The sequence below is a fragment of the Craurococcus roseus genome, from assembly GCF_039523795.1.
GTDB lineage: Bacteria > Pseudomonadota > Alphaproteobacteria > Acetobacterales > Acetobacteraceae > Craurococcus > Craurococcus roseus.
This window is the reverse complement of the sequence record NZ_BAAAFZ010000050.1, coordinates 27,749-44,634: the sequence shown is the minus strand read 5'-3', so window position 1 is coordinate 44,634 and position 16,886 is coordinate 27,749. Positions and strand designations below refer to the sequence as shown.

17 protein-coding genes are annotated in these 16,886 nt (G+C 73.1%); 5 read left to right on the top strand and 12 right to left on the bottom strand.

The features are described from left to right. Positions 1 to 78: 78 nt before the first annotated feature. Genes ABD067_RS16055 through ABD067_RS16045 form a run of 3 tightly spaced genes read left to right on the top strand, consistent with a single transcriptional unit; the run spans position 79 to position 3,146 of the window. The gene (locus ABD067_RS16055) at positions 79 to 2,391 is read left to right on the top strand and encodes an NADP-dependent malic enzyme (RefSeq protein ID WP_343896359.1); all 2,313 of its coding nucleotides are present in this window, start codon (positions 79 to 81) and stop codon (positions 2,389 to 2,391) included. Positions 2,392 to 2,404: 13 nt separating this feature from the next. Further along, entirely contained in the window at positions 2,405 to 2,881 is a 477-nt protein-coding gene (locus ABD067_RS16050; protein ID WP_343896358.1) for a DUF488 domain-containing protein, read from the top strand. Continuing rightward, positions 2,856 to 3,146 (top strand): hypothetical protein, encoded by a 291-nt coding sequence (locus ABD067_RS16045; protein ID WP_343896357.1) that lies wholly within the window; start codon positions 2,856 to 2,858, stop codon positions 3,144 to 3,146. The genes ABD067_RS16050 and ABD067_RS16045 overlap by 26 nt, the downstream gene beginning before the upstream one ends. Positions 3,147 to 3,215: 69 nt before the next feature. Here the strand turns inward: ABD067_RS16045 and ABD067_RS16040 are convergent, their stop codons facing one another. The 5 genes from ABD067_RS16040 to ABD067_RS16020 form a co-directional block, all read right to left on the bottom strand. Further along, complete coding sequence (locus ABD067_RS16040; RefSeq protein ID WP_343896356.1) at positions 3,216 to 3,374, bottom strand: hypothetical protein; 159 nt, start codon at positions 3,372 to 3,374, stop codon at positions 3,216 to 3,218. Next, complete coding sequence (locus tag ABD067_RS16035; RefSeq protein WP_343896355.1) at positions 3,375 to 3,818, bottom strand: Uma2 family endonuclease; 444 nt, start codon at positions 3,816 to 3,818, stop codon at positions 3,375 to 3,377. A 79-nt stretch (positions 3,819 to 3,897) separates the two neighbouring features. Next, complete coding sequence (locus tag ABD067_RS16030) at positions 3,898 to 5,280, bottom strand: hydrolase (RefSeq protein ID WP_343896354.1); 1,383 nt, start codon at positions 5,278 to 5,280, stop codon at positions 3,898 to 3,900. Between the two features lie 138 nt (positions 5,281 to 5,418). Then, on the bottom strand, positions 5,419 to 6,543 hold the full coding sequence (locus tag ABD067_RS16025) for an SAM-dependent methyltransferase (RefSeq protein WP_343896353.1): 1,125 nt from the start codon (positions 6,541 to 6,543) through the stop codon (positions 5,419 to 5,421). A gap of 24 nt (positions 6,544 to 6,567) precedes the next feature. After that, a complete protein-coding gene (locus ABD067_RS16020; RefSeq protein WP_343896352.1) occupies positions 6,568 to 7,563 on the bottom strand; it encodes a Bug family tripartite tricarboxylate transporter substrate binding protein in 996 nt (331 codons plus the stop codon). A gap of 409 nt (positions 7,564 to 7,972) precedes the next feature. Between ABD067_RS16020 and ABD067_RS16015 the strand changes: the two genes are divergently transcribed. Next, positions 7,973 to 8,452 carry a MarR family winged helix-turn-helix transcriptional regulator gene (locus tag ABD067_RS16015; protein WP_343896351.1) on the top strand — a complete coding sequence of 160 codons (480 nt, stop codon included), beginning with the start codon at positions 7,973 to 7,975 and terminating at the stop codon, positions 8,450 to 8,452. A gap of 110 nt (positions 8,453 to 8,562) precedes the next feature. Continuing rightward, complete coding sequence (locus ABD067_RS16010) at positions 8,563 to 9,042, top strand: response regulator (protein WP_343896350.1); 480 nt, start codon at positions 8,563 to 8,565, stop codon at positions 9,040 to 9,042. A gap of 19 nt (positions 9,043 to 9,061) precedes the next feature. Here the strand turns inward: ABD067_RS16010 and ABD067_RS16005 are convergent, their stop codons facing one another. The 7 genes from ABD067_RS16005 to ABD067_RS15975 all read right to left on the bottom strand — a co-directional run bounded on the left by ABD067_RS16005 (position 9,062) and on the right by ABD067_RS15975 (position 16,843). Further along, positions 9,062 to 9,994 (bottom strand): AEC family transporter, encoded by a 933-nt coding sequence (locus ABD067_RS16005; RefSeq protein ID WP_343896349.1) that lies wholly within the window; start codon positions 9,992 to 9,994, stop codon positions 9,062 to 9,064. Continuing rightward, complete coding sequence (locus ABD067_RS16000) at positions 9,991 to 10,518, bottom strand: hypothetical protein (protein ID WP_343896348.1); 528 nt, start codon at positions 10,516 to 10,518, stop codon at positions 9,991 to 9,993. The genes ABD067_RS16005 and ABD067_RS16000 overlap by 4 nt, the downstream gene beginning before the upstream one ends. A 243-nt stretch (positions 10,519 to 10,761) precedes the next feature. Further along, positions 10,762 to 11,256 carry a bactofilin family protein gene (locus tag ABD067_RS15995; RefSeq protein WP_343896347.1) on the bottom strand — a complete coding sequence of 165 codons (495 nt, stop codon included), beginning with the start codon at positions 11,254 to 11,256 and terminating at the stop codon, positions 10,762 to 10,764. A 296-nt stretch (positions 11,257 to 11,552) separates the two neighbouring features. Then, positions 11,553 to 12,233, bottom strand: a complete 681-nt coding sequence (locus tag ABD067_RS15990; protein ID WP_343896346.1) for an EI24 domain-containing protein — start codon at positions 12,231 to 12,233, stop codon at positions 11,553 to 11,555. Positions 12,234 to 12,255: 22 nt separating this feature from the next. Beyond that, positions 12,256 to 13,410 carry a glutamate 5-kinase gene (proB, locus tag ABD067_RS15985; RefSeq protein ID WP_343896345.1) on the bottom strand — a complete coding sequence of 385 codons (1,155 nt, stop codon included), beginning with the start codon at positions 13,408 to 13,410 and terminating at the stop codon, positions 12,256 to 12,258. Positions 13,411 to 13,474: 64 nt separating this feature from the next. Further along, complete coding sequence (locus ABD067_RS15980) at positions 13,475 to 15,040, bottom strand: glycoside hydrolase family 16 protein (RefSeq protein WP_343896344.1); 1,566 nt, start codon at positions 15,038 to 15,040, stop codon at positions 13,475 to 13,477. Between the two features lie 159 nt (positions 15,041 to 15,199). Next, the gene (locus tag ABD067_RS15975; RefSeq protein WP_343896343.1) at positions 15,200 to 16,843 is read right to left on the bottom strand and encodes an acyl-CoA synthetase; all 1,644 of its coding nucleotides are present in this window, start codon (positions 16,841 to 16,843) and stop codon (positions 15,200 to 15,202) included. Positions 16,844 to 16,886: the final 43 nt, after the last annotated feature.

The following is a 16,886-nucleotide window of genomic DNA, read 5'->3' as shown; positions in this document are numbered from 1 at the left end:
GGACCCGGGAACAGCACCGACCAAGACGGCGGCCCGCCGCGGCGGCGCCCAAAAATCCTCCGAGGGAACGTCTCGACCATGGACATCACACCCGCGCCCGGCCCGGCCGAAGCCATCGTGGACAACCGCACGGCGCGCACCACGCCCGAGGAAGCGCTGGCCATGCACGCCGCGGGCCGGCCCGGGAAGCTGGAAACGCGCCTCACCAAGCCGCTGACCACGGCGCGCGACCTCTCCCTCGCCTACTCGCCCGGTGTCGCCGAGCCCTGCCTGCACATCCACCGCGACCGCAGCCTCGCCTACGACTACACGAGCAAGGGCAACTTCGTCGCCGTGGTGTCCAACGGCACGGCGGTCCTGGGCCTCGGCAACCTCGGCGCGCTGGCTTCCAAGCCGGTGATGGAGGGCAAGGTCGCGCTGTTCAAGCGCTTCGCCGACGTGGACGGCATGGACCTCTGCATCGACACCGAGGACGCGGACGAGTTCGTCAACGCGGTGCGCTTCCTCGGCCCTTCCTTCGGCGGGATCAACCTGGAGGACATCAAGGCGCCGGAGTGCTTCGTCATCGAGCAGCGCCTGCGCGAGCTGATGGACATCCCGGTGTTCCACGACGACCAGCACGGCACCGCCATCGTCGCCGCCGCCGGCCTCATCAACGCCGCCCACCTGACCGGGCGCGACCTGAAGGACACGCGCCTGGTCATCAACGGCGCCGGCGCCGCCTCCATCGCCTGCGCCGAGTTGCTGCGCGCCATGGGGATGCGGCCCGAGAACATCATCATGTGCGACACCAAGGGCGTGCTCTGGCGGGGCCGCACCGAGGGCATGAACCAGTGGAAGTCCGCCCACGCCGTCGAGACCAAGGCGCGGACGCTGACGCAGGCCCTGGAAGGCGCCGACGTGTTCTTCGGTCTGTCCATCAAGGGCGCGGTGACGCAGGAGATGGTCCGCGCCATGGCGGACAAGCCGATCATTTTCGCCATGGCCAACCCCGACCCGGAGATCACCCCGGAGGAAGCGAAGGCGGCGCGGCCGGACTGCATCGTCGCCACCGGGCGCAGCGACTACCCGAACCAGGTCAACAACGTCCTCGGCTTCCCTTTCATCTTCCGCGGCGCCATGGACGTGCGCGCCTCCACCATCAACGACACCATGAAGATCGCCGCGGCGCGCGCGCTGGCGCTGCTGGCGCGGGAGGACGTGCCGGAGGAGGTCAACACCGCCGGCGCCGGCAAGTCGCTCCGCTACGGCCCCGAGTACATCATCCCCAACGCCTTCGACCCGCGCCTGATCTCGCGCGTGCCCGTCGCCGTGGCCAAGGCCGCGGTCGATTCCGGCGTCGCCCGGAAGCCCATGGCGGACATGACGCGCTACGCCCGCGAGCTGGCCGGCCGGCTCGACTCCACGGCCAACGCGCTGGAGCTGATCAACGAGCGGGTGCGGGCCAATCCGCGCAAGGTGGTCTTCGCCGAGGGCGAGGAAGAGAAGGTGATCCGCGCCGCCATCGCCTTCCGCAACGCCGGCTACGGCACGCCGGTGCTGGTCGGGCGCGAGGACCGCATCCAGGCCACCGTGGCGGGGCTCGGCATCCCCTTCCCGGACGGCATCGAGATCCACAACGCGCGCCTGTCGCACAGCAACCGGCGCTACGCGGAGTTCCTGTACGAACGCCGCCAGCGGGAGGGCTTCCTGTTCCGGGACTGCCAGCGGCTGGTCAACACCGACCGCAACGTCTTCGCCGCGTGCATGCTGGCGACCGGCGACGCGGACGCCCTCGTCACCGGCGCCACGCGCTCCTATTCGGTGGCGCTGGAGGGCATCCGCGCGGCGATCGACCCGGCGCCGGGCCAGGTGCTGTTCGGCCTCACCCTGATGCTGGCGCGCGTCTCCGGCACCGTGTTCATCGCCGACACCGCCATCCACGAGCGGCCGGGCGCCGCGGCGCTGGCCGACATCGCTGAGCAGTCGGCGGCGGCGGCGCGGCGCCTGGGGCACGAACCGCGCGTGGCCTTCCTGTCCTTCTCCACGTTCGGCGACCCGAAGGGCTCCATCCCGGGCTCGATCCGCGAAGCGGTGAAGCTGCTCGACCAGCGCGGCGCCGACTTCGAGTACGACGGCGAGATGGCGGCGGACGTGGCGCTCGACCCGGCGCTCCGTGCGCACCTCTACCCGTTCTGCCGCCTGACCGGGCCGGCGAACGTGCTGGTGATGCCTGGCTTGCACGCCGCGCACATCCTCACCAAGGCGGTGCCCCGCCTCACCAGCGCCACCACCATCGGTCCGCTGCTCATGGGCATGAGCCGGCCGGTGCAGATCGTGCCGGTGGATGCGGGGGTGAACCAGCTCCTGGACATGGCTTGCCTCGCCGCCCACGCGGCCATAGCCCGGTGAGACGCCCGGCCCGGTGACACCGGCGGTCTTCACCATCGGGTACGAGCGCGCGACGCCTTCCTCGTTGCTGGCGGCGCTCCGCGCCGCCGGCGTGCGGCGGGTGGTCGATGTGCGGGCGCTCGCCAACAGCCGCCGCCCCGGCTTCGCCAAGCGCGCCCTGTCCGCGGCGCTGGAGGAGGCGGGCATCGGCTACCTGCACCTCCCGGCCCTCGGCACGCCCCCGGAAGGGCGCGAAGCCGTCCGCGCCGGCCGGCCGGAGGAGATGCGGCGCATCTTCGCCCGCCGCCTCGCCGGCACGGAGGCGCAGGCGGCGCTCGCCGACCTCACCGACCGGGCGGCGCGCGAACCGGTGTGCCTCCTTTGCCTGGAAGCGGACCCGCGGAACTGCCACCGCACCCTGGTCGCTGAAGCGGTGGCCGCCCGCGCCGGCGGCGCCATCGACCACCTCCACTTGGGAGAGCCCGATGCCGATCTGCCTCGTCCTGCATGAGCCGGGCCTCGGCGGGCCGGCGCCGGAACAGGCGTTCTTCGACGCCGTCTTCGAGGTGGCCTCCAGCCATTGGCGGGTCGCGCCGGGGGCGACGCTGCTCGGGACCGACCTGTCCCCGGGCTACCTGCGCGACCACCTGCGGCGCGCCCTGGACGGCGCCGGCGCCCCGCCCGGCCTGCTCCTGGTGACGCCTTTGTCCAACGGAGCGGCGTGGCACGGCATTCCGCCGGAGGGCGAGGAGTGGATCGCGGGCGAGGCCGATTGAGGAGCGCTGCCTCGCCTGTTCCGTCGCTGTTCCTTCCCGGCCGCCGGAACCGGACCGCGCCCGCCGCGGTCAGCCCGCGGCGGCGGCGCCCGCCAGCGGCGTGGTCGCGTAGGCCGCTAGCAGCGGCGCGGCGAAGCCGATGCTCTCGAAGCGGAGTTCGCCGCCAGGGCCGACCGCCTCCGGCCGCTCGGGCCAGGTCCCGTCCGGGCGCCGCCGCAGCACCTCCACCTACACCTCCGTGCTGCCGACCATCGCAATGTCGGCGACCGATGGAATCGTCGTGTAGGCCCACACGTTGGCCCGCGTCTCGGCCTCGTTCGACGGCGACAGGATCTCGATCAGCACCACCGGCTCCGGAATCGCCCGCTCCGTCGAGGGCGGCGCGCAGGTGATCCCGATGTCGGGGATGAGCATGTTCCGGTCGGAGCGGACGCGCGGCACCACACCCGGATTCGCCACGGCGCGGCTGCGGTCCCCGCCAGCCTCCAGGTGCCTGGTAAGGAGGAAAGACAACCGGTTCTGGATGCTGCCGTGGGCGTCGGTGGCCGGCGCCATCATCTCGGGCTCGCCGTCGCGCAGTTGCCAGAACGCGCCGGTGCCGTCCTCGGGGTCCCAGGACAGGAACTCCGCGACCGTCATGCGGCGCGGGGGGAGCTTGAGGGCTGCGACCATGGTTCAGTTATAATGGGTAATTCGGCCGCCGGACGAGCGCGCCCCGCGCACGGGGGCGCGAGGCCTCTCACCGCCGCCCCTACCCCGTCAGCTCCGCCACGGCGATCCGGTTCTCGGCCGAGGGCCAAGCCCGCGCCACGATCCGCTCCTCGTTGAACAGCGCCGCCACCGGCCGACCCAGTTCGGCCACCGGCAAGCTGAGCGTCGCCACGGACACGCGGGGGACGCCGCGCGGAATTTCGGGCGGCAGCCGCCCGTCCAGCGCCAGGAAGTCGCGAGGGACGCCGAAGTAGCCGCGTGGGCGCGTCATCAGCACCACGCCGCCCGCGGCCCGGTCGGCGTCGGTCAACGGCCGCGCCGCCCGCAGGTGGACCACGGCGGAGGAGCGTGGGAAGGGCGAGCGGTAGATGTGCGTGGTCGGCGCGCCGCCCGGCTGGGCGAGCGTGAACTCCAGCGCCCAATCGGGCGCCACCGCCACCGGGCCCCAGCGGCCGTCGGCCGCGGTCACGCGCCGGTGCAGCGGCCCCTCTCCCATCCGGGCGCCGGTCTCGGGGTCGGTCCGGAACACCTCCACCGTCGCGCCTTCCACCGGGCGGTTGGTTTGCACGCCGCCCGGCGTGCCCGTCACGGAGCCGTCGAGCACCGGCCGCGCTTCCGGCACCACGGCCAGCCGGTCGGGCGGGCGGCCGGCGACAAAGGCGAAGATCTCGGCGAAGGCGCGCGGGTGGTAGGCGACCTCGCGGTGGTCGAGGCCCGGGAGCACCAGGTTGGTCGCGCCGCGCAGCTCCGGCCCGGCGGCGTCCGTGCCGGTCGGGCGGTCCGGCGTCGCGGACCAGATGGCGCGCGGCTGGGCGAAGAGGTCGTTGCTGTCGCTGCGGAGCGTCAGGAATGCGGTGCCCGGCACCGCGTCGGTTTCGCCGCCGTTCAAGCGACGGAGCAGATCGCTGTTCGCGTTGAATTCGCGGTTCCGGATCTCCGGCCAGTCGTACACGCCGCGGTTCGGGGTGCCGCAGAGCACGGCGTGGGAGACCTGACCGGCCCCTCCCTCCACGCGCGTCACGAAGTCGCGGATGGCGTTGCCGCCGCGGCTGTTCGCCACGAGCGCCACCCGCGCTGCGCCCGTCCGCTCCCGCGCCTCCCGGACCCGCTCGGCCAAGAACGCGGTCTGCTCGGCGCTGGAGGAGCGCCCCGGCTGCGGCACGGCGTCGTCGTCGCGCGCCGATGGGTCGGGAAAGTTGACGGCGTGCAGGAGTCCGCGCGGCCAACCGTTGCTCTCGAAGCGCCAAAGGGTCGTCAACCACAGCGCGGCGTGGTCGCCGTTACCGTGCAGGAAGAGCACCGGCGGGAGGTCCGGGCCGCCGGACGACCGTTGGCCGAGGGCAGGCCGTTGGCGGAGGCCGGCGGCGGAGGGCCCCGCGAGCAGGGCCAAGCGGAGCAGGAAGCGACGGGACGACGGGTGCATGGGCGGGGTCTAACGCCCGCCCGGCCGGCGGTCAGCCGCCGCCGCGCATGTACCGGCGCTCGGGCCGGTAGCTGAGCCAGTGGCGCAACCGTTCGACGATCTGTTTCAGCATGGCCGACCCGCGGACTGTCGTTGTTCCTACGCGTCGCCGACGGCAACGGACGCGACCGTGCCTTTATAATGCATTGAGAACGTTCCGGCTCGTATAACCTGGGCGCGAGCGACAATCCCCACGGATGTTGCAGGAAAGCCTCGGATGGAGAGCCGGAGGTGCGGCGGTTGCGGCAAGGCCGCGAGGGTCGCGGCGCCGGGGACGCCGTCGCCGGCGAAGGGGGGGAGGTCCACGAAGGCGTCGAGCGGTCCGTCGCCCTGCGTGTCGTCCAACGGCAGCATCGCGTGGTCCGCCTGCGCGAGGCGCCGCGCCAGGGCGTCGAGGTGCGGCCGCTGGTACAGCACCGTCGTCCCCCAGCGCAGCGTGCCGCCGGCCGCGTCCGTGTTGAGCTCGGTGGTGTGGACCGCGACCCCGCCGGGCCGAAGGCAGCGCATCGCGTCCAGCACGAAGGCCGCCCCGCGTTCGAGGCTGCCGAGGTGCTCCATCGCGCAGGAGGACCACACGAGGTCGAAGCCGCCCCCGAGCAGGTCGGGCGGAATGCGGCGCATGTCGACAGGTCGGAAGGACACGCGCCGCTCGAACTCCTCGGCGCCGACCAGCCCGGGCCGGAACAGCGCCGCACGCGCCGCGTCCTCGCCCCCCTCGCCCGCGTGCTGGCCGGTGCGGCGCCATTCCCGCGCCCTCGCGTCGCCGGCCGGCAGGTCGGTCGCCACCACCTCCATGCCGGCGGCGGCGAAGAGCGAGGGCAGCACCTCCCGCCCAACCGCGAAGCCCAAGGCGCGGCGGCCGGGCGCCAGCGCGCCCGCCTCCCAGGCGGCCTGGGCGATGAAGCACACCTCCCAGACCTTGCGATGGTAGGCGGGCCAGATGCCGATCCGGCCGCACCAGTGCCGCAGCCAGTCCGCCTCGATGTCCGCCTGCCGGCAGGTGCGGCTGCCGAGGCCGGCGCGGACCGGCTCCGGCGGCAGCTTCGCGGCGGGTCCCGCCATCCCGGCGTCGCAGCGCTGCCGGACCAGTTCCGCCCCGAGCGCCTTCACGCTCGCCCGCAGCACCGCGGCTTCGCGCTCGCCGCGCGTGCGCGTGTCGCCGATCAGCGGCAGCGCCGGGTGGCGCCGCCGCCACCGCGCCAGCCGGCGGAAGGGTTCGAGCATGTGGGGCTTTGTGGCGCGGCGCCGCTAGCTGTCGAGCCGTATGCCCAGCTCGCGGATCAAGGGCCGCCACGCGGCGTTCTCGCGGCGGACGAAGGCGTCGAACTCCGCCGGGCTCCAGTCCGCGCTTTCGATGCCCAGCGTGTCGAACCGCGCCCGCACGTCGTCGGCCGCGACCGCCGCCCGCAGGGCGTCGTTCAGCCGGCCCAGCACCGGCGCGGGCACGCCGGCCGGCACGCTCATGCCCTGCCAGCCGTACGCCACCACGTCGCCGGCGTTCAGCTCCCGCAGCGTAGGCACGTCCGGCGCGCGCGGGCTGCGCGCCTCGCTGAGCGCGCACAAGGCGCGGGCGCGCCCGCCCGTGATGAAGGGGATGCCTGTGGCGCAGTCGATCATCACCGAATCCACTTGGCCCGCGAGCAGGTCCTGCATGGCGGCGGGGCCGCCGCGGTAGGGCACGTGGTTGGCCTGCAACCCGGTGCGGCGCTTGACCATCTCCATCGCCAGGTGGTGCGGCGAGGCGACGGCCGGCGTGCCGTAGTTGGGCGCCCGGGCACGCGACCGCTGGAGGAAATCGGCGAAGTCGCGCGCCGGGTCGTCGGGCCGCACCACGATGAACAGCGGGAAGCGGCCGATGAAGCCGACGCCCTGGAGGTCGCGGTCCGGGTCGTAGGGCAGGCGCGCGTAGAGCGCCGGGTTGTACACCAGGATGCCGTTGTCCACGTGCAGCATGGTGTAGCCGTCGGGCGCGCTGCGCGCCACGGCCTCGCTGGCCAGCACAGCGCCGCCGCCCGGGCGGTTCTCCACCAGCACGCTTTGGCCGAGCCGCGTCCCGATGTGCGCGCCCGTCAACCGGGCGAAGGTGTCGCTCGGCCCGCCCGGCGGGTAGCCGACCAGCCAGCGTAGGGGGCGGTTCGGCCAACCGGCGGTCTGCTGCGCCGCCGCCCGATCTCCGGCGGCGGCGCTCCCCAGAGCGCCGAGGCAGGCGGCCGTGCCCAAGGTGAAACCGCGTCGTCCGAACATGATGGGCCAAGCTCCCGGTGCCATTGCGCCTCGCGGGGCGGTATCGGGCCGGAGGGGCTCCGGCGCCACGCCCTCACGGGCAAATTCACCGCCCCGTGTTCCGCGCAGCACGCGCGGCTCGCGGCCATCCCAGTTCGCTGCGCTGCATGCAGGCACTCGAGTCCGCCTCCTACGTCGCAGGTGGCGGTGACAGCCCTGCGACGGGCAACGGCTGAGAACGGCGCGGGGTTACCGGCCGTGTTGCGCGCCTGATGGTCTGGACCACGCTGCTCGACGCGGCCAGAGACCTTGCATCGCGGCCCTACTATCCAGAGTTGTATTCATCACGTGATCACAACTCATTGTGATGTCATTATTATACATCATATGCAATGATCTGCGCCTCGGATGGACGCATGGAGGCGATGCGATGGCGTACTACGCAGGAGCGTTTGAAATCCGCAATCCGGCCAACGACGAAGACCCGATGCCTGTGCTCCACAAGACCATCACCGCGATGGTGACGCGCGGCACCGACCTGTCGGCCCGGCAATTGGGCGTCTTCCTGACCGTCTACCTCGAAGCCGGCCCGCACACCGTGCGGGACCTTTCGGCGCGGTTCGGCATCTGCAAGCCGGCCGTGAGCCGCGCGCTCGACCGGCTCGGGGAGTTGGACCTCGTCCGGCGCAGGCTGGACCCGCAAGACCGGCGCAGCCTGCAGGCGCAGCGCACCGGGGCCGGGTGGAGGCTTCTCGGGGAGTTGCGGACCGCCATCGACCGAGACTCAGGCGGCGCGGGCGCATGGGGAGGCGCCGCGCCACGGGGCACGAGCCGCGCTTGGCCGAAGGAGGTCGTCACGCACCGCAACGGGTACGGGCACGGCTTCGCCGCGAACGTCGCGGCCGACTGATCCTCGAAGGCTGTTCGGGCGGCCGCCGGGCACCGAGGGCTTGGGGCGGCCGGCCCCTCTGGGAAAACCGCCCGGCTTGGAATGCCGGGCAGAGAAGGGAGGAGCACGAGTTGCACAGCGCGACCCCCGCCCCAGCTATGCGGGCCATCTCCCCCGCCGTCGGCGCGATGCCGCCGGTCGCGGTCCACTGGCGGCCGAGCGTGCTCGTCGTGGAGGACGAGCCGGCCATACGCATGCTCCTCCGCGACCTGCTCGAGGACGCGGGCATGCACGTGGAGGACGCGAAGGACGCCGAGACCGCGCTTTGCCTCCTCTCCGTCGCGGCTGAGGTCGGGGGGCGCTACCGCGTGCTGGTGACGGACGTGAACCTCGGGAGGGGCCTCGACGGGGTGGCCCTCGCCGCCTTGGCGCGCGGGCACGCCCCGAACATCCGCGTCATCTACGTCACGGGCAACCCGGAGCGCGTCTTCGGCCGGTCCGGCGGCTCCGGGTTCCGCGAGCGCGTGATCGGCAAGCCTTTCGCCAACTCCGAGCTGGTCGCCACGGTGCTGGACCTCGCGGCTTCGCCGGCGGTGGGGGCCAATTGCTGACGGCTGGCGCCGGCCGCCGTCAGCCGGGCAGCCTGCCGACCAGCGCGATCCAGAGCGGCAGCGTCGCCACGGATATAACGTGCTCCGTCGTGGTCAGCGCCGCCATCAGCGGCGCGTCGCCGCCCAGCGCACGCGCCATCACGTAGCTCGTGGTGGCGGTGGGCAGCGCCATGAACACCAGCGCCACAGCCAGCGACAGCGGATCGAGGCCGAACGCGCGCCCGAGCGCCAGGGTCATCGCGGGCACCAGCACGAGCTTCACGACGCAGGTCGCCGCTTGGAGGCCCATGCGGTCGCGCAGCGCCCCCGGCGACAACGCCGCCCCGACGCACAGCAGCCCGAGCGCGATCGACGCCCCGCCCAGGTTCCGCAGCAGCGGGTTCAACCCGGGCGGCAAGCCGCCGAGCGCGGCCACCGCGAAACCGAGCACGCACGCCAGGAGCAGCGGGTTCGTGGCGAGTTGCTTCAGCGCCCGGAGCGGGGAGAAGCGTGCCCCGCCCGCCGGCGCCGGCGCCAACGCGAAGGCGGTGATCGTGACCACCTGCACGAAGGGCACGATCAGCCCCGTCGCCACCGAGCCGAGCGCCGTGCCCGGCGCGCCGTACAGCCCGCCGACGAGCGCGAAACCCATCAGGTTGTTGAAACGGATGCCGCCTTGCAGCACGGAGGTGGTGGCCGGGTGGTCCAGCCGGGCGGCGCCCGCGAGGAGCAGGCTCAGCGCGGTCCCGCCGAGCAGGGCCAGCCAGATCGCCAACGCCATCCGCCCGAGGGGCAGCTCCGCGAGGTTGACGGACGCGATGGACGAGACCAACAGCGCCGGCATCAGCGCCCAGAACACGAGACGCTCTATGCCCGCCCACACCGCGCCGTCGCGCAGCAGGAACCGGCGCAGGAGCGAGCCGAGGGCGAGCAGTCCGAAGGCGGGGATGAATACGTCGAAGTAGGCCGTCACCGCCGCGGAGTGTGCCCGGCCGCCACGGCGCCTCCAACCCCTCCCCTCGCGCCGCCGTCGCCGATGCTGCGGAGGCAATCCGCCTCCGTCACCGCCGCCGGGCCGTCCGCGCGCGCCGATGCGTGCGCGACGCGCTTGGCGCCGCCGGCGGCCGCGTAGAACACCACGTCGAGCGCGCAGCCGGGGCCTAGGAAGAGCATGACCTCCGCGTCGCCTTCGGCGCGCCGCAGGTCGGGTTCGCCGAACCAGCGCACTAGCGCGTCCGGCCCGGCGCCGAAGAGTTCCGCCGCCGCGAGCGGCTTCGCCCCGGCCGGGAAGCGCGCGACCACTTGCGCCGGCGCGGGGCGGACCGGCGCGGGGGCGCCGGACGACGCCTGCGAGAAGGACGGCGCCGCGGGCGCGTCGGCGGACATGGCGGCGAGGCTCGCCTGCGCGCTGGCGATCCCGGCCTCCAGCGCTGCCACGCGCGCCCGGTCGCGGCTTTCGCCGCAGGCGACCGGCGCGACGGCGGCGGCGAGGAGCATCGCCGCGGTGGCCAGCGAAGCGCGGCGGAGGGGGCGGGAAAAAGGGAGCGGCGGCCGGCGGAAGCGGCGCGCGCGAAGCGGCGGCGAGGGCACGGTCAAAGCGCTTAAGGCGGCACGGCACCGGGGAAGGCGGGGTTCGCGCCACGGCGCGGCGTCACCGGGGACCGCCGCACGGCGCCCCCGGCCGTGGCCGCCGGCCGCCGCGCCTCGGCGGCGTCCAGCGGCCAAGCCCGGCCTGCGGCGTCAGGCGTCGGCGGGCACCGACTGGGTCGGGACGCGGGCGGGCGACACCAGGGCGGCGGCGTCGGTCAGCATCTCCATCTTGCCGGACACCTGGCCGCCTTCCTCGACGGACAGCTTCCGGCAGCGCGCCGTGCCGCTGATCTTGCCGGTGGTGCGGATGATGAGGCTGCCGCGCGCGGTGATGGTGCCGTCGAAGGCACCGGCGATCTCGGCGTCTTCCACCTCGACCTCGCCCTTGAACACGCCGGAGCCGGCGACGAACAGTTCCGCCGCCTGGATCATCTGCGACTCGACCGTCCCCTCGACCACCAGCCGCTCGGCGTCGGCGACCGTGCCCTGCAGGCTGATCCCGCGGCCGACCACCAGGGTCCGGCGCTCGGACGGCTCGATGCGGCCCACCGGCCGGGCCGGCGCGGTGGCGATCGGCGCCGGGCGCGGGCCGGACACGGACGGGGCGGCGGGCGCGGCGGACGGCTTGGGCGCGGAGTTCATCATGGGGGTATCCTTCGTGGCGGGACGGAACGGCGGGACGCCGATGTCGGGGTCGCGCGCAGCCGAAGCCGGCGGCGGAGCGGCGGCGGGGGCCCCGCCGGCCGGCGCGGACCTGGCCGAAGCCGGATCGGCCGGCGAACCGTCTTCCTTCTTACGGTTGAAAATGCCCATGGCCATCTGAATGCTTCCCCTTCGCGGCCGAGGCGGCTGCGCGTCGGCGCGTGGGTCGCGCGTCGCGGCCTCTGATTGGTCTTTGGGCTACCATGCGGGCGTCACGCCGCACAACAGGAAGTGATCAATCAAGTGCGGTTTCCATTGGATATTACGGCGCCGTTCCTGTGCAGCACGTGCGTCATCGCCGCTGTGCCGAGCACGGGCACGAGCAGATTCACGCCCGGAATCAACGCGATGGCGGCCAGTATGGCGCCGATGCCGAGCACGCGCGCCTCGCGCTGCCGGCGCGAAGCGCGCGCCTCTTCCACGCTCATCCGCCTCTGTGCCACGCCCTCGAACAAGCCGTGGCCGAGGCCGTAGGCCGAGACCATCCACAGCAGCGCCGTACCCACCGGCGGCACGGCGAAAGCGAAAGGCAACGCGGCGAGGCTCAGCACCACCAAGCGCAAACTAAACCAAAGGTTGAAACGCACCTGCGCGGCCAAGCCCGTGCCCCTCGCCGGCGGCAGCCCGGGATAGAAGCGCCGTTCCACCGCCTCGGCCACAGGGTCCAAGAACAAGCCGACCACGGCCAGCATCACCGGCACGAACAACCAGATGCCTAGGCCGAGCGCCAAAAGCCCGCCGAGCGCCGCCGCCGCGCCGGCCAGCCAGCCGGAGCCGCCGGCGAGCGCCTCCGCGCCCCAGGCGGCGATCGCCACCAAGCCGACGAACACCAGCAGCGCCGATCCGAGCCCCTTCAGCAGCGACCCGAGGAACGCCCGGTCGCCGATCTGGCGCAGGGCGAGCACAAGGGGAGCGATCATCGCGCGCTTCGGTCCTCGGCCCTCAAAGCAGCACCAAGTCGTCCCGGCGCACCATCTCGTCCCGGCCGCGCCAGCCGAGGATGGCCTCGATCTCATCCGAGCGGCGCCCGGCGATCCGCCGGGCGCTGTCCGCGTCGTAAGCGGACAGGCCGCGCGCCACCTCCCTGCCTTCCGGATCGAGCAGGCTCACGGGGTCGCCGCGCCCGAACTCGCCCGCCACAGCCCGCACTCCGGCGGGGAGCAGGGAACTGCCGCGGGCCAACGCCCGCGCCGCGCCCGCGTCCACCGAAAGGGCGCCGAGCGGCGCCAGGCTGCCGGCGATCCAGCGCTTGCGGGAAGAGCGGCCCTCCGGCTGGGGCAGGAACCACGTGCAGCGCGCCCCGTCCTCCATGGCCCGCAACGGGTGGTCGCGCGCGCCGAGCGCGATGGCCATGGCGCAACCGGCGCCGGTGGCGATGCGGGCCGCCAGCAGCTTGGTACGCATGCCCCCGGAGGAGTAGCCGGGCGGCGGCTCCCCGCCCATGGACATGATCTCGTCCGTGACGCGCTCCACCACCGGCAGGTGGCGCGCTTCAGGGTCCCGGCGCGGGTCGGCGGTGAACAGGCCGTCGATGTCGGACAGCAGCACCAGAGCGTCCGCTTCCACCATCTCGGCCACGCGGGCGGCCAAGCGGTCGTTGTCGCCGAAGCGGATCTCGGCGGTGGCCACCGTGTCGTTCTCGTTGATGACCGGCACGCAGCCCAGTTCCAAAAGGGTGCCGAGGGTGGCACGCGCGTTGAGGTAGCGGCGCCGGTCCTCGCTGTCCTCCAGCGTGAGCAGCAGTTGCGCCGCGGCCAGGCCGTGCGCGGAGAGCGCGGCGTCCCAGGCACCGGCGAGGCGGATCTGGCCCACCGCGGCAGCGGCCTGCTTCTCTTCCAGCCGCAGCCGGCGGCGGGTCAAGCCGAGGGCGCGGCGCGCCAAGGCGATGGCGCCGGACGAGACCAGCAGCACCTCCGCGCCGCGCGCCCGCATGGCGGCGATGTCCGCCGCCACGGAGGCGAGCCACGCCTCGCGCGGCGCGGCGCTACCATCGTCCACCACGAGGGCGGAACCGACCTTGACCACCACGCGCCGCGCCCGCCGGAGGTCCGGTGGCGCGGCGGCCTCTCCGCGCACCGCTTCCATGCCGGCGCGCATAGACGATCCGCGACCGTGGCGTAAGCGGCCGCCCATGGCCGAAGGCCGGCGGCCGCCGCGCCCGTCAGAGCTGCCAGTCCGCGGCAGCCACGGCCGCCACGGGGAGCGCCGGCGTCGCGCCCACCGGGGCGATGCCGATGGCGGAGGGCGCGGGGGCTTGGCCGGGGGCGGCGATCTCCGCGTCGGTGAAGTTCAAGCGCTCCACGCCCCACAGCACGGCCCCGCCTTGCGCCCCGGTGCGGTCGTCGACCCGGGTGGAGCCGTCGGACAGGGCGGTCACGGCGAAGCGCGAGACGGGTCCCCAGAACACGACCGTGTCGACGCCGGCGCCGCCGTCCACCACGCCCCCGCCCGCCGCCAGGGTCGCCCAGTCCTCGCCAGCGCCGAGGTTCACCCGGTACACCGACGAAAGGCCGTCGTAGTCGCCGCGCCACTCGGAACCCCATCCGAAGGGTTGGTCGATGTTCGATCGCCCCGCCGCGGTGACGACGACGCTGTCGTGCCCCGCCCCGGTCACAACCGTCATCACGTTGTCCGGCCCGGCGGCCGGCGAGGAATGCGCCACCCAGGTCACGGCGTCGCCGGCGTCGCCGGTCCGGATGTTGCCCCGTTGCGCGCCCGACGCGACCACCGACAGCCCGGTCGCGCCGGCGGCGGCGAAGTCGAGTTCCACGTCGGCGAAGTTGGCGTAGAGCAGCCGGGACGCGTAGGCCGGGTTCCACGCCGCCGGCGCGGAGGTCGCAACCGGCACTTGGTCGTTCCACTGCGCCGCGTTCCAGGTGGCGGCGTAGGTCACGCCGTCCACGCTGCGCACGGCGCTCCGGGCGACTTCGCCAGTGTCCCCGGCGCTCCAAGCGCCTGTCCAGGGTTCGGTCGATGGCCGCAGAGCACCGGGCGTGCCGTAAAAGGCGGTGGGCAGCGCGCCGGGGTAGAGGTTCTCCGGCGTGTAGGCCCGCACCCAATCCACGTGGATGCTGTTGAAGCCGGGCGAACTCGCGTCGGGCGGGCCGCCGTGCCAGTCGTCGCCCGGCGCGTTGACGTAGCCGAGCACGCCGAACGACATCGGCTCGTCCGGGACGCGGCGGGTGGTGCGGTGGATCTCCTGTCCGTCCAGGTAGAACACCAGTTGTCCGGGCAACCAGTCCACGGCGTAGGTGTGCCATTGGGTCGCGTCGAAGCGGAATTCCCAACTGTCGAACGGGCCGGGCCCGCCCTCGCCGTGGACGGATATGTTGTTCACCGATTTGTCGGCGAAGCGGGGCTCGACCATGTCGACCTCCGCGCCGCCCTCGTTGTCGGTCGGCCAGAGGAGCAGGGCGCCGGAGAAGCCCTGCCCCGGGTCGAATTTCGCCCGCACCTCGTACCGTCCGTAGAGCTGGCCGTTCCACCCCTGCTGGAATGCGCCGCTCGTCCATCCGGACGGTGTATTGACGTTGTTGACCGAAGCCTCGCCGTCCCACACCACAACGTTTTCGGGTCGAAAGGTGTAGGCGCCGTTGGCGGAGCCGCCCTGGAAGACCAGGGGCCAAGCGCCGCGGTCGATGTACGTGCTGTTGAAGCCGTCGGAAAAGGTGAGTTTCCACCCAGCGGTCGGCAGCGGTGTCGGATTAACGTCGTTTAATGTACCCATGTGCCCCGCCAGAGTTGCTGTCTCGTCGACTTTATTTGGTCGTGGAGCGAAGCTTGCGTGCCACGCAAAGTTCTATTTCTTCATGGAACGGTCCGGGCCGTGTCTGCGACGACACGTTGAAATGGCGGTGACCGGCGCGCGTGCCGGAGCGGTTCCGTTTCAGAAGCCGACACCCTCAGCGTCGAGGCGTTCCCGCACCATCGCCTTGGGCACCTTGCCGTAGCCCGACCGCGGCAGCGCGTCCCACACAACCACGCGCAGCGGGTGCTTGTAGCGCGCGAGGCGGTCTTGCAGGTGCGCGAGCACGGCGGCCTCGCCCACGGCAGCGCCGGGCTGCGGCACCACGGCGGCGATGCCGGCCTCGCCCCAGCGCGGGTGCGGCATCCCCACCACGGCGCACTCCGCCACGCCGGGGCAGGTCAACACCGCCTCCTCCACCTCGCGCGGGTAGACGTTGCTCCCGCCGGAGATGAACATGTCGCTCGCCCGCCCGGTGACGTAGAGGAAGCCGCGCGCGTCCAGGTGGCCGAGGTCGCCGGTGTGGAACCAGTTGCCGGCGAAGGCTTTGACGTTGGCTTCCGGGTTTTCGAAGTACCCGGCGAACACGGCGGGGCCGCGGACGCAGATCTCGCCCGTTTCGCCCGGAGGCAGACGACGCCCCCCGCTGTCGAGGATGGCGACGTCCATGCCCGTTCGCGGCGCACCCACCGAACCGACGGGGCAATCCGGGTCGGTGTCGTCCAGGCTGTGCTGGTCCGGGCGCAGCGCCGTGATGTTCCCCGTCACCTCCCCCAAGCCGAAATACTGCACGAGGCACGGCCCGAGGCGCTCCAGCGCCCGCTTCTGGTCGGCGCGGTACATGGGCGCGCCGGCGTAGATCACGTGGCGCAGCGAGGAATGGTCGTGCCGTTCGACGGCCGGGTGCTCGACCAAGGCCGAGAGGATGGTCGGCACGGTGAACATGTTGGAGACACGGTGCTCCTCCACCAGCCGCCACGCCGCTTCGGGGTCGAGCCGCTCGGCCGGCAGCAGCACCGTGCGGGCGCCGCGCGCGACCTGCCCTAGTTGGTGGATGCCCGCGCCGTGGGAGAGCGGCGCCACCACGAGCGACGCGTCGCGCTCCGTCGTGCCGGGGAACAGGTCGGCCAAGTGGTTGGTGACGACGAAGGCGAGCTGGCCATGCGTCAGCACCGCAGCCTTGGGCCGGCCGGTGGTGCCGGAGGTGAAGAAGAACCAAGCGGGGTCGGCGTACTCCACATCGGCCTCGTGGTCGGGCGACGGCGGGTCGGCGTCCGCCAGAGCGTCCTCGTAGTCGACCTCGCCGGGCCGCGCGTCGCCCACCGCGAGCACCTGCTCGCACCACGGCCCGGCGGCGCGCACCGCGTCGGCGTGGGCCGCGAAGCCTCGGTCGCGCAACATGGCGCGGGCGCGCGAGGTCGCGGCGAGGTAGGCGACCTCCGGCGGCGTCAGGCGGAAGTTGGTCGGCACCCAAACCGCTCCCGCCTTGAAGCAGGCCCACTGGCTTTCGAACATCGCGTTCGAGTTGCGCGAATGCACCAGCACCCGGTCGCCCTTGCCGACGCCCCTCGCCCGCAGCGCGGCGGCCAAGCGGTCCACGCGCGCATCCAGCTCCGCCCAGGTCCACCGCCGCTCGCCCCAGACCAGGGCGGCGCGGCCGGGCAGGCGCCGCGCCGTTTGCGTCAGCAGCCGGCCCAGGTTCATCGCCGTCGCGCTGCCCGCCATGTCCCCTCCCGCATTCGGACGTGCCGCGGCCACAATGCCACGAGCCGACCCTTCGGCCATCACCCCTCGCCGGGCCGCGCCGGTTGTCCCATCCTCGCGGGGC